The sequence below is a fragment of the Cupriavidus sp. KK10 genome (genome assembly GCF_018223725.1).
In the GTDB taxonomy this organism is placed as follows: Bacteria; Pseudomonadota; Gammaproteobacteria; order Burkholderiales; family Burkholderiaceae; genus Cupriavidus; species Cupriavidus necator.
The window spans coordinates 6,155,174-6,167,281 of record NZ_CP073677.1 but is presented as its reverse complement, the minus strand read 5'-3'; the positions used below and the strand labels follow the sequence as shown (position 1 = coordinate 6,167,281).

The 12,108-nt window shown below is 66.9% G+C and carries 10 protein-coding genes; all 10 read left to right on the top strand.

What is annotated here, in order from left to right; genetic code table 11:
* Positions 1–2 precede the first annotated feature (2 nt).
* The 10 genes from mraY (at position 3) to KB879_RS28650 (ending at position 11,996) form a co-directional block, all read left to right on the top strand.
* Entirely contained in the window at positions 3–1,172 is a 1,170-nt protein-coding gene (gene mraY / locus KB879_RS28695; RefSeq protein WP_013958076.1) for a phospho-N-acetylmuramoyl-pentapeptide-transferase, read from the top strand.
* Positions 1,173–1,242: 70 nt separating this feature from the next.
* On the top strand, positions 1,243–2,754 hold the full coding sequence (gene murD / locus KB879_RS28690) for a UDP-N-acetylmuramoyl-L-alanine--D-glutamate ligase (protein WP_211980323.1): 1,512 nt from the start codon (positions 1,243–1,245) through the stop codon (positions 2,752–2,754).
* On the top strand, positions 2,751–3,992 hold the full coding sequence (gene ftsW, locus KB879_RS28685; protein WP_013958074.1) for a putative lipid II flippase FtsW: 1,242 nt from the start codon (positions 2,751–2,753) through the stop codon (positions 3,990–3,992). Before murD ends, ftsW begins: the two co-directional genes overlap by 4 nt.
* The gene (murG, locus tag KB879_RS28680) at positions 3,989–5,059 is read left to right on the top strand and encodes an undecaprenyldiphospho-muramoylpentapeptide beta-N-acetylglucosaminyltransferase (protein ID WP_013958073.1); all 1,071 of its coding nucleotides are present in this window, start codon (positions 3,989–3,991) and stop codon (positions 5,057–5,059) included. The genes ftsW and murG overlap by 4 nt, the downstream gene beginning before the upstream one ends.
* Positions 5,060–5,081: 22 nt before the next feature.
* A complete protein-coding gene (murC, locus tag KB879_RS28675; RefSeq protein ID WP_013958072.1) occupies positions 5,082–6,515 on the top strand; it encodes a UDP-N-acetylmuramate--L-alanine ligase in 1,434 nt (477 codons plus the stop codon).
* Positions 6,512–7,495 (top strand): D-alanine--D-alanine ligase, encoded by a 984-nt coding sequence (locus KB879_RS28670; protein WP_013958071.1) that lies wholly within the window; start codon positions 6,512–6,514, stop codon positions 7,493–7,495. The genes murC and KB879_RS28670 overlap by 4 nt, the downstream gene beginning before the upstream one ends.
* A 27-nt stretch (positions 7,496–7,522) precedes the next feature.
* Positions 7,523–8,437, top strand: a complete 915-nt coding sequence (locus KB879_RS28665; RefSeq protein WP_211980322.1) for a cell division protein FtsQ/DivIB — start codon at positions 7,523–7,525, stop codon at positions 8,435–8,437.
* Positions 8,434–9,666 (top strand): cell division protein FtsA, encoded by a 1,233-nt coding sequence (ftsA, locus tag KB879_RS28660; protein ID WP_010814765.1) that lies wholly within the window; start codon positions 8,434–8,436, stop codon positions 9,664–9,666. Before KB879_RS28665 ends, ftsA begins: the two co-directional genes overlap by 4 nt.
* Positions 9,667–9,845: 179 nt before the next feature.
* A complete protein-coding gene (gene ftsZ / locus KB879_RS28655; protein ID WP_010814764.1) occupies positions 9,846–11,039 on the top strand; it encodes a cell division protein FtsZ in 1,194 nt (397 codons plus the stop codon).
* A gap of 450 nt (positions 11,040–11,489) precedes the next feature.
* Entirely contained in the window at positions 11,490–11,996 is a 507-nt protein-coding gene (locus KB879_RS28650; protein ID WP_013958070.1) for a peroxiredoxin, read from the top strand.
* The last annotated feature ends 112 nt before the right edge of the window (positions 11,997–12,108 follow it).

Here is a 12,108-nt window from a genome sequence, read left to right as displayed (position 1 = left end):
CGATGTTATTGGCTCTGGCCCAGTGGCTGCAAAACGACTACAGCTTCCTCCGGGTCGTCAACTACCTGACTTTCCGCGCGGTGATGGCCAACCTCACCGCGCTTCTGATCGGGCTGGCGTTCGGTCCGTGGGTGATCCGCAAGCTGACCGAGCTGAAGGTCGGCCAGGCGGTGCGCACCATCGGCCCGCAGACCCACCTGGTCAAGGCCGGCACGCCGACCATGGGCGGCGTGCTGGTGCTGGTCTCGATCGCGGTGTCGACGCTGCTGTGGTGCGACTGGGGCAACCGTTTCATCTGGGTGGTGATGCTGGTCACCTTCGGCTACGGCGCTATCGGCTGGGTCGACGACTACCGCAAGGTGGTGTATCGCGACCCGCGCGGCATGTCGAGCCGCGAGAAATTTTTCTGGCAGACGCTGATCGGCCTGGTGGCCGCGGTCTACCTAGCGTTCTCGGTGTCGGAAAGCAGCAACGTGAAGGTGTGGGACCTGTTCCTGAGCTGGGTCGAGGGCGGGCTGTCGCTGGACATGCCGTACAAGTCCAACCTGATCGTGCCTTTCTTCAAGGAGATCAGCTACCCGCTGGGCGTGGCCGGCTTCATCGTGCTGACCTACCTGGTGATCGTGGGCTCGAGCAACGCTGTCAACCTGACCGACGGCCTGGACGGGCTGGTGATCATGCCGGTGGTGCTGGTCGGCAGCGGGCTGGGTGTGTTTGCGTACGTGATGGGCAGTTCGGTCTACAGCAAGTACCTGCTGTTCCCGCATATCCCGGGCGCGGGCGAGCTGCTGATCTTCTGCTCGGCGCTGAGCGGGGCGGGGCTGGCCTTCCTCTGGTTCAACGCGCACCCGGCGCAGGTGTTCATGGGCGACGTGGGCGCGCTGGCGCTGGGCGGCGCGCTCGGCACGGTGGCAGTGATCGTGCGCCAGGAGATCGTGCTGTTCGTGATGGGCGGCATCTTCGTGGTGGAAACACTGTCGGTGATGGCGCAGGTCACGTGGTTCAAGATCACCAAGCGCCGCTATGGCGAAGGCAGGCGGCTCTTCAGGATGGCGCCGCTGCATCACCATTTCGAACTGGGCGGCTGGAAGGAAACCCAAGTCACGGTGCGCTTCTGGATCATCACCATGCTGCTGGTGCTGATCGGGTTGTCGACACTGAAGTTGCGTTAACGGTTGCGCGGGTCAGGGACTGACGGCGCTCTTCTATATAGATTCAGGAAATCAAAGGCAGGAAATCGAAGTGTTTGGCGAGCTGCAAAAACCTCATGTGCTGGTACTGGGCCTCGGTGAATCGGGCCTGGCCATGGCGCGCTGGTGTGGCCTGAACGGCTGCGCGGTGCGCGTGGCCGACACGCGCGAGGCGCCCGCCAACCTTGTCTTCCTGCAGGCCGAGCTGACTTCGGCCGAGTTCGTCGGCGGCCCGTTCGCCGACAGCCTGCTCGACGGCATCGGCCTGGTGGCGATCAGCCCGGGCCTGTCGCCGCTGGAAGCCGGCACCGGCGCGCTGCTGGCCGCGGCGCAGGCGCGCGGCATCCCGGTGTGGGGCGAGATCGAACTGTTCGTGCGCGCGCTGCGCCACCTGGAAGCCGAGTCCGGCTACGCGCCGAAGATCCTGGCGATCACCGGCACCAACGGCAAGACCACCACCACCGCGCTGACCGGCCGGCTGGTGGAGCGCGCCGGCAAGAGCGTGGCGGTGGCGGGCAATATCAGCCCGTCGGCGCTGGACAAGCTGTCGGCCTGCATCGCCTCGGCATCGCTGCCGGAAGTGTGGGTGCTTGAGCTGTCCAGCTTCCAGCTGGAAACCACGCACACGCTGGCGCCCGCCGCGGCCACCGTGCTCAACGTCACCCAGGACCACCTGGACTGGCATGGCTCGATGGAAGCCTATGCCGCATCCAAGGCGCGCATCTTCGGGCCGGCTGGCAGCGAGTGCGTGCAGGTGCTCAACCGCAACGACCGCCTGACCATGGACATGGCGCGGCCCGGGCGCTCGCCGCTGACTTTCGGCACCGACCTGCCGGAAACGCCGGGCAGCTTCGGCATCCTGCGCGAGGGCGGCATGCCCTGGCTGGTGCTGGCCGAAGCCGACCCGGACGCGGAAGGGGAGGGCAAGCCGCGCCGCCGCAAGGCCGCCGAGGTGGTCCAGGAAGCCGTGCCGGCGCGCCACAAGCGCCTGATGCCGGCCGACGCGCTGCATATCCGCGGCATGCACAACGCCACCAACGCCATGGCCGCGCTGGCGCTGTGCCGTGCCATCGACCTGCCGATGAACGCGCTGCTGCACGGCCTGCGCGAATACCGCGGCGAGCCGCACCGCGTGGAGTGGGTTGCCACCATCGACGACGTCGAGTATTTCGACGACAGCAAGGGCACCAATGTCGGCGCCACCGTGGCCGCGCTGTCGGGGCTGGACAAGCGCGTGGTGCTGATCGCCGGTGGCGAAGGCAAGGGCCAGGATTTCTCGCCGCTGGCCGCGCCGGTGGCGCAGTACGCACGCGCGGTGGTGCTGATCGGCCGCGCCGCGGGTGAGCTGCGCGATGCATTGCAGGGCAGCGGTGCCAGCCTGGTCGACGCCGCCACGCTGGAAGAGGCCGTGACGAAGGCTGCCGGACTGGCCGAGAACGGCGACGTGGTGCTGCTGTCGCCGGCGTGCGCCAGCCTCGACATGTTCCGCAACTACGTGCATCGCGCCGAGGTGTTCCGCGGCGCGGTGGAAGAACTGGCGCTGTCCCGGGGGATCCTGCCATGAGCGAAGCACAGGTCAAGCGCAGCGGCTTTATCGGCGCCACCATCGGCAATGCCTGGGGTGGCCTGCGCGACGCCGTGTCCGGCGTCAAGCCGACGCGCTCGCGCATGATGGAGTACGACCAGCCCATGCTGTGGGTGTCGATCGTGCTGCTCGCGCTCGGCCTGGTGATGGTCTATTCGGCCTCGATCGCGCTGCCGGACTCGCCGCGCTACGCCAACTACCGCGAGAGCCACTTCCTGATGCGCCATGCGTTCGCGCTGGGGATCGGGCTGTCGGTCGGGCTGGCGTCGTTCCAGATCCCGGTCAAGGTGTGGGACCGCTACGCGCCCAAGCTCTTTATCGTCGCACTGATCCTGCTGGTGATCGTGCTGGTGCCGTTCGTCGGCAAGGGCGTGAACGGCGCGCGGCGCTGGATCCCGCTGGGCGTGATGAACTTCCAGCCATCGGAGCTGATGAAGCTGGCGGTGGTGCTGTATGCCGCCAACTACACGGTGCGCAAGCAGGAGTGGATGCAGACCGTGTCCAAGGGCTTCCTGCCGATGGGCGTGGCCGTGGTGGTGGTCGGCATGCTGCTGCTTCTCGAGCCGGACATGGGCGCATTCCTGGTAATCGCGGCCGTGGCCATGGCCATCCTGTTCCTGGGCGGCATCAACGGCAAGCTGTTCGCCGGGCTGGTCGGCGTGGCAGTGGGCGCGTTCGCGCTGCTGATCACCGCGTCGCCCTGGCGGCGCGAGCGGATCTTCGCCTACCTGAACCCGTGGGAAGAGAGCAATGCGCTGGGCAAGGCCTACCAGCTGACGCACTCGCTGATCGCCTTCGGCCGCGGCGAGTGGACCGGCGTGGGCCTGGGCGGCAGCATCGAGAAACTGCACTACCTGCCTGAGGCGCATACCGACTTCATCCTCGCGGTGATCGGCGAGGAATTCGGCTTTATCGGCGTGCTGGTGGTGATTGTGCTGTTCTACTGGCTGGTGCGCCGCGCCTTCAATATCGGCCGCACCGCGCTGCAGCTGGACCGCACCTTTGCCGGGCTGGTGGCCAAGGGCATCGGCGTGTGGATCGGCTGGCAGACCTTTATCAATATGGGCGTGAACCTGGGCCTGCTGCCGACCAAGGGGCTGACGCTGCCGCTGGTGAGCTATGGCGGGTCGGGGATCTTGATGAACTGCGTGGCGCTGGCGATCCTGCTGCGCATTGATTATGAAAATCGAGTATTGATGCGCGGAGGGAAGGTATGACCGCACCGCGCACCTTGCTCGTGATGGCCGGCGGCACCGGGGGGCACGTGTTCCCGGGGCTTGCGGTCGCGCACGCGCTGCGCGAGCAAGGCTGGAAGGTGGTCTGGCTGGGCAACCGCACCGGCATGGAAGCCACGCTGGTGCCCAAGCACGACATCCCGATGGAGTTCATCCAGTTCGGCGGGCTGCGCGGCAAGGGCCTGGTGACCAAGTTCCTGCTGCCGCTGAACCTGCTGCGCGCGTTCTGGCAGAGCATAGTCGCGCTGCGCCGGGTGCGCCCGAGCGTGGTGCTGGGCATGGGCGGCTATATCACCTTCCCGGCCGGCATGATGGCGTCGCTGCTGGGGCGGCCGCTGGTGCTGCACGAGCAGAACTCGATCGCCGGTCTGGCCAACAAGGTGCTGGCCAAGGTGGCCGACCGCGTGCTGTGCGCATTCCCGGACACGCTGCCCGGCGGCGAATGGACCGGCAACCCGGTGCGCGAGGAACTGGCGCACCTGGACGCGCCCGAAGCGCGCTATGACCAGCGCAGCGGCCCGCTGCGCATCCTGGTGGTGGGCGGCAGCCTGGGCGCTGCGGCGTTGAACGAGGTGGTACCCAAGGCCATCGCGCTGCTGCCCGAGGGCAAGCGCCCGGTGGTCACGCATCAGGCGGGCGCGAAGCAGATCGACACGCTGCGCGCCAACTACGCGGCCGCGCAGGTGCCCGCGCAGACCCTGCCGTTTATCGACGACATGGCGCGCGCTTACGCCGATGCGGACCTGGTGATCTGCCGCGCCGGCGCGATGACGGTTTCGGAAGTGGCTGCCGCAGGCGTGGCGGCGATGTTCGTGCCGTTCCCGCATGCGGTGGACGACCACCAGACCACCAACGCGGAATTTTTGTCGAAGCAGGGCGCGGCCCTGCTGGTGCAGCAGAAAGACCTGACGGCCGAGGGGCTGGCGCAAACCATCGCCAGCCTGACCCGGCCGCAGCTGAAAGACATGGCGCGCCTGGCGCGCGGACTGGCCAAGCCTGAGGCAACCCGGCGCGTCGCCGAGATCTGCAGTCAGCTGGCCAGGGACTGAAGCCTAATTAAGCAGCAATCGAATGAAGCATATCGTCAAAAACATCCACTTCGTGGGCATCGGCGGCGCCGGCATGAGCGGCATCGCCGAGGTCCTGCTGAACCTGGGATACAAGGTCTCGGGCTCGGACGTGGGCAACAATGCCGCCACGCGGCGCCTGGCCTCGCTGGGCGCCACGGTCATGCACGGGCATGACGCAGCCAACGTGACCGGCGCCAACGCGGTGGTGGTGTCGACCGCGGTCAGCGGCGACAACCCCGAAGTGCTGGCCGCCCGCAGCAAGCGCATCCCGGTGGTGCCGCGCGCGGTGATGCTGGCCGAACTGATGCGCCTGAAGCAGGGCGTGGCCATCGCCGGCACGCACGGCAAGACCACCACCACCAGCCTGGTGGCGTCGGTGCTGGCCGAGGGCGGGCTCGATCCCACCTTCGTGATCGGCGGCCGCCTGAACTCGGCCGGCGCGAATGCGCGCCTGGGCACCGGCGACTTCATCGTGGCCGAGGCCGACGAGTCGGACGCATCTTTCCTGAACCTGTTCCCGGTCATCGAGGTCATTACCAATATCGATGCCGACCACATGGACACCTACGGGCACGACTTTGCCCGGCTCAAGCAGGCGTTCATCGAATTCACGCAGAGGTTGCCGTTCTACGGCATCGCGGTGCTGTGCGTGGATGACCCCAACGTGCGCGAGATCCTGCCGTTCGTGTCCAAGCCGGTGGTGCGCTACGGCTTTGCCGAGGATGCCCAGATCCGCGCCGTGGACGCGCGCGCGGTCGACGGCCAGATGCACTTCACCGTGCAGCGCCACCTCGACGGCCATGCCGAGCCGCCGCTGGAGATCGTGCTGAACCTGCCCGGCCTGCACAACGTGCAGAACGCGCTGGCGGCGATCGCCATCGCCACCGAGCTGGAAGTGCCCGATGCCGCCATCGTCAAGGCGCTGCGCGAATTCCACGGCGTGGGCCGGCGCTTCCAGCGCTATGGCGAGGTGGCCACGCCCGATGGCGCCGGCACCTTCACCCTGGTGGACGACTACGGCCACCACCCGGTGGAGATGGCGGCCACGCTGGCCGCCGCGCGCGGCGCGTTCCCGGGGCGCCGCCTGGTGCTGGCGTTCCAACCGCACCGTTTTACCCGTACGCGGGATTGCTTTGAGGACTTCGTCAAAGTGCTGGGCACCGTCGATGCCCTGCTGCTGGCCGAGGTCTACGCCGCCGGCGAAGCCCCGATCGTGGCTGCCGACGGCCGTGCGCTGACCCGCGCGCTGCGCGTGGCCGGCAAGGTCGAACCTGTTTTCGTGGAGCAGATGGAAGAAATGCCGCAGGCCATCCTGGATGCCGTCCGGCCGGGCGATGTGGTCGTGACGATGGGCGCGGGCTCGATCGGGGCCGTGCCGGGGCAGCTGGTGTCGCACCAGCAATCGACGCAATCAACGCAGGGAGGCCAGGCATGAGCTTCGTCGCCCATCCCAATATCGATCCCAAGTCGCTGGGCAAGGTCGGCGTGCTGCTGGGCGGGCGCTCGGCCGAACGCGAGATCTCGCTGATGTCGGGCAAGGGCGTTCTGGCAGCGCTGCAGTCGCGCGGCGTGGACGCGCACGGCTTCGACCCGGGCCTGCAGGGCGTGGCCGAGCTGGCCGCGGCCGGCTTTGACCGCGTCTTTATCGCACTGCACGGCCGCTATGGCGAGGACGGCACCATGCAGGGCCTGCTCGAGCAACTGGGCGTGCCGTACACCGGCAGCGGCGTGCTGGCTTCGGCCATGGCCATGGACAAGCAGGCCACCAAGCGCCTGTGGATGACCCATGACCTGGCCACGCCGCGCTTTGCCATGCTGCATGCGGACACTGACTTTGATGCCGTGGCGGCCGACCTGGGCCTGCCGCTGATCGTCAAGCCGGCGCGCGAGGGCTCGTCGATCGGCCTGACCAAGGTCACTGCCGCCGACCAGATGCGCGCGGCGTTCGAGAAGGCCGCGGCGCTGGACAACGACGTCATTGCCGAGACCTTTATCGACGGCGCCGAGCTGACCTGCCCGATCGTGGGGGAGGGCGACAGCGCCGAAGCGCTGCCGGTGATCCGCATCGTTGCGCCCGAAGCCAACTACGACTATCAAAATAAGTACTTTACTGACGATACCCAGTACTTGTGCCCGTCGGGCCTGGACCCTGAAGTCGAACGCGAGGTCCGGGCACTGGCGGTGCAGTCCTACCGCGTGCTGGGATGCCGCGGCTGGGCGCGCGCCGACCTGATGCTGCGCGCCGACGGCAAGCCTTTCCTGCTCGAGATGAATACCTCGCCCGGCATGACCGGCCATTCGCTGGTGCCGATGGCGGCGCGCGCGGTTGGCATCAGCTACGAGGACTTCGTGATGCAGGTGGTGGCCGCGGCCACGCTGGACCTGCATCCCAACGAGCATTGGAAACCCGAATAACGCAACCGAACAGGACCGCACCGGACCATGTGGCATAACGCACGCCTGCTCAACCTGATCGCCTCCGCGCTGTACGCGCTGGTGGTGCTGATGGCGCTCGCGGCAGGCCTGCTGTGGCTGGCGCAGCGGCCGGTGTTCGCCATCACCCATGTGGAGATCGGCCCGCTGGACGGCGGCGCCCTGCGCCACGTGAACGCGCCCAGCGTGCGCGCCAGCGCGCTGGGCAAGCTGACCGGCAATTTCTTCACGCTGGACCTGAACGCGGCCCGGCAGGCGTTCGAGTCGGTGCCCTGGGTGCGGCGCGCCAGCGTGCGGCGCGAATGGCCCAACGGCCTGGCGGTCGAAGTCGAGGAACACGAGGCGCTGGGCACCTGGGGCACGCCCGACAGCGGGCGCCTGATCAATACCTATGGCGAGATCTTTGTCGCCAACACCGCCGAGGCGGAAGAAGACGCACAGCTGCTGGCGCTGGACGGGCCGCCGGACAGCGAGGGCGACGTGATCGAGAAGCTCGAGGTCATGCGCCAGTGGTTCAAGCCGCTCAAGGCCGAGCCGCTGGCGGTGGCCCTGTCCGGCCGCTATGCCTGGCGCGCGAAGCTGTCCAACGGCATGGAGGTCGAACTGGGCCGCGAGCAGAACGATGAGGATCGCGTGGCGATGGACCAGCGGGTCCGGCGCTTCGTCGCGGCCTGGCCGCAGGTCACCCAGCAATGGGGCAGCCAGATCGAGTATGCCGACCTGCGTTATCCCAACGGCTTTGCCATCCGCGCCGCCAATGCCCGCTTCCTGACCGAGGCGCAGATCGCAGCGGCGGTCAGGGCAGAGAAGGCGGCGAAGGCAGCGAAGGCGGCCAAGCCGGCGCCGGCGGCAGCAGCGGTTTCAGGTACTTCCAACAACAATCCGACGCGACTGAAGAGCAAGAACGCGGAGAAAACCCGATGAGCAAGGAATACAAGGACCTGTTGGTCGGTCTGGATATCGGCACCTCGAAGGTGGCGGCGGTGGTGGCAGAACTGCGCCCCGACGGCAGCTACGAGGTGATCGGGATGGGCCAGTCAGAGTCCAAGGGTCTGAAGAAAGGGGTCGTGGTCAATATCGAGGCCACCGTGCAGTCGATCCAGAAGGCGCTGGAAGAGGCCGAGCTGATGGCCGACTGCAAGATTTCAGAGGTCTTCACAGGCATTGCCGGCAGCCACATCCGCAGCTTCAACTCCAGCGGCATGGTGGCGATCAAGGACAAGGAGGTCACGCAGACCGACGTGGCGCGCGTGATCGAGACCGCCAAGGCGGTCAATATCCCGACCGACCAGCAGATCCTGCACATCCTGACGCAGGAATTCATCATCGACGGCCAGGAAGACGTGCGCGAGCCCATCGGCATGAGCGGCATCCGCCTGGAAGTGAAGGTGCATATTGTCACCGGCGCGGTCAGCGCCGCGCAGAACATCGTCAAGTGCGTGCGCCGCTGCGGCCTGGAAGTGCACGACCTGATCCTGCAGCCGCTGGCTTCCAGCCTGGCGGTGCTGACCGAGGATGAGAAGGAGTTGGGCGTGGTGCTGGTCGACATCGGCGGCGGCACCACCGACATCGCCATCTTCAGCGAAGGCGCGATCCGCCATACGGCCGTGATCCCCATCGCCGGCGACCAGATCACCAACGACATCGCGATGGCGCTGCGCACGCCGACGCCCGACGCCGAGGACATCAAGATCCAGTACGGCATCGCCAAGCAGGCGATCGCCGACCCGGACGACATGATCGAGGTGCCCGGCGTGGGCGACCGCGGCACGCGCACGCTCAGCCGCCAGGCGCTGGCCGCGGTGATCGAGCCGCGCATCGAAGAGCTGTACTCGCTAGTGCACCAGGTGGTGCGCGAGTCCGGCTATGAAGAACTGTTGTCGTCAGGCGTGGTCATCACCGGTGGGACCGCGATGATGCCGGGCATGGTCGAGCTGGGCGAGGACATCTTCCTCAAGCCCGTGCGCGTGGGCGTGCCGGAGTACCGCGGCAACCTGCACGAGGTGGTGAAGAGCCCGCGCTATGCGACGGTGATGGGCCTGCTGCTGGAAGGCCGCGTGCAACGCATGCGCGGGCGCAAGGTCGCGGTGCAGAGCGGGTCGGTCAAGCAGGTGTGGACGCGCATGAAGGAATGGTTTGTCGGCAATTTCTGATCAATGCGGAAATTGACGCGCTGACGATGCAGCGGCGCGCAGGCAGGGCGGTCTACCGGACAGGCCTGTGTGCTGAGTGGAAGTTTTCTGGTTTTCTTTTTTTGGTTTCTTGTTCAGAAACCAGGGGTTGCGGCGGGGAGGCTGCATCGTCTGGGGACTGATTTTTCTCGGAGGCAGTGATGGACTTTGACATGATCGAAACGGAAGTGCAGGACGGCACCATCATCAAGGTGGTCGGCGTGGGCGGTGCGGGCGGTAACGCCGTGCAGCACATGATCAGCCGCGGCGTGCAAGGCGTCGAATTCATCTGCATGAACACCGATGCCCAGGCGCTCAAGCGTTCGAGCGCTTCACGCGTGCTGCAGCTTGGCAATACGGGCCTGGGCGCTGGCGCCAAGCCGGAAGTCGGCCGCAACTGCGCCGAATCGGCCCGTGATCAGATCGCCGATTCCCTGCGCGGCGCGCACATGGTCTTCATCACTGCCGGCATGGGCGGCGGCACCGGCACGGGCGCCGCGCCGATCGTCGCGCAAGTGGCCAAGGAGATGGGCATCCTGACCGTGGGCGTGGTCAGCAAGCCGTTCGACTTCGAAGGCGCGCGCCGCGCCAAGGTGGCCGAACACGGTTCCAGCGAGCTGGAATCGAGCGTCGACTCGCTGATCGTGGTGCTCAACGAGAAGCTGTTCGAAGTGATGGGCGACGACGCCGAGATGGACAAGTGCTTCCAGTGCGCCGACGACGTGCTGCACAACGCGGTGGCCGGCATTGCCGAGATCATCAACGTTGACGGCCTGGTGAACGTCGACTTCGAAGACGTGAAGACGGTGATGGGCGAGCAAGGCAAGGCCATGATGGGGACGGCCACCGTGTCGGGCGTTGACCGCGCCCGCCTGGCGGCCGAGCAGGCCGTTGCCAGCCCGCTGCTGGAAGGCGTGGACCTGTCCGGCGCGCGCGGCGTGCTGGTCAACATCACCGCCAGCCGTTCGCTGAAGCTGTCGGAAACCAAGGAAGTCATGAACACCATCCGCAGCTACGCCGCGGAAGATGCGACCGTGATCTTCGGTACGGTGTACGACGATTCGATGAGCGATGCGCTGCGCGTGACGGTGGTGGCCACGGGCCTGGGCCGCTCGGCCAAGAAGCAACAGCCGATGACCCTGCTCAAGACCGGCACGGACAACATGCCGGTGCAGATGATGGCCAACATGACCGCCGCCGCGGCCACGCACAGCTCGCCGGACTACAGCAACCTGGATACGCCGGCAGTGTGGCGCAGCTCGCGTGAGTCGGCGTCGGCCCACGTGGCGGCGCTGCAGGAAAAGGGTGTGGATACGTACGACATCCCGGCCTTCCTGCGCAAGCAGGCAGACTGAGCCCTGCCTGGCGCGGCATCGGTGCCTCCACCGGCCGCCTGACGGAACGCGTCGCCTTGTCGCGATGCACGTGCGCTCCCCATCCGCGCGTGCCTTGCATGGACTGACGTGAACCGCCGGGCCGCTGGCGGCGCCGCGCCTGCGCCGGACTGAGCTTCACCCGCATCCCGTCGCCGGGACGGGCGTGCCGCTGGCCGCCTCCCCGGACTGGTTTCCCGCCTTCCCGGTCGGGATGTATCAGCGTCCGCGCGGCGCACCCAAGAGGTGCGCCGCGCGGACGTCTTTGTAGCAAGGTGTATCGGATCCGCGCCGGATGTCACCGGATGTGAGCCGGCTTTGGCAATGTGGGCAAGGCGCCTATGATCTTGAGATTGCCCATCTGCCTGAGTGCGGGCGTCTGCGCACCGGCATCCGGACTATTCTTCAGAAAACCCAGGAGGACCACGACCCATGATCACTGTCGGTTCCCGCGTCCCCGACGCCACGCTGCAGGAATTCTTCGAAACCGAAGGCAACGGCTGTGCCCTTGGCCCCAATGCCTTCAAGGTGGCGGACCTGGTCCGCGGCCGCAAGATCGTGGTGTTCGGCCTGCCCGGCGCTTTCACGCCGACCTGCTCGGCCAAGCATGTGCCGGGCTTTGTGCAGCATGCCGCGGCGCTACGCGAGGCCGGCGTCGACGAGGTCTGGTGCGTGTCGGTCAACGACGCCTTCGTGATGGGCGCCTGGGGCCGTGAGCAGCAGGCGGGCGGCACGGTGCGCATGATGGCCGACGGCAGCGCCGAGTGGACCCGTGCGCTGGGCCTGGACCAGGACCTGACCGCACGCGGCATGGGCGTGCGCTCCAAGCGCTACGCGATGGTGATCGACGACGGCGTCGTCACCCGGCTCGACGTCGAGGCACCGGGCGAATTCCGCGTCAGCAGCGCCGAGGCAGTGCTGGCGGCGTTGCGTGGCTGACACAGTCATCCGGGTAAACGTGGATAATACGCAACTTATTAAGGGGGTGTTAACAGCCGGAAACAAAACCCGGCTGCAGCGCCCTTGATGTGGTGGTAAAATCCCTTAATCA

What these genes read in the sequence shown, in the direction of transcription:
- mraY (WP_013958076.1), top strand. Translation starts at nt 3, where the DNA reads ATGTTATTGGCTCTGGCCCAGTGGCTGCAAAACGACTACAGCTTCCTC.
- ftsW (WP_013958074.1), top strand. Translation starts at nt 2,751, where the DNA reads ATGAGCGAAGCACAGGTCAAGCGCAGCGGCTTTATCGGCGCCACCATC.
- murG (WP_013958073.1), top strand. Translation starts at nt 3,989, where the DNA reads ATGACCGCACCGCGCACCTTGCTCGTGATGGCCGGCGGCACCGGGGGG.
- murC (WP_013958072.1), top strand. Translation starts at nt 5,082, where the DNA reads ATGAAGCATATCGTCAAAAACATCCACTTCGTGGGCATCGGCGGCGCC.
- KB879_RS28670 (WP_013958071.1), top strand. Translation starts at nt 6,512, where the DNA reads ATGAGCTTCGTCGCCCATCCCAATATCGATCCCAAGTCGCTGGGCAAG.
- KB879_RS28665 (WP_211980322.1), top strand. Translation starts at nt 7,523, where the DNA reads ATGTGGCATAACGCACGCCTGCTCAACCTGATCGCCTCCGCGCTGTAC.
- ftsA (WP_010814765.1), top strand. Translation starts at nt 8,434, where the DNA reads ATGAGCAAGGAATACAAGGACCTGTTGGTCGGTCTGGATATCGGCACC.
- ftsZ (WP_010814764.1), top strand. Translation starts at nt 9,846, where the DNA reads ATGGACTTTGACATGATCGAAACGGAAGTGCAGGACGGCACCATCATC.
- KB879_RS28650 (WP_013958070.1), top strand. Translation starts at nt 11,490, where the DNA reads ATGATCACTGTCGGTTCCCGCGTCCCCGACGCCACGCTGCAGGAATTC.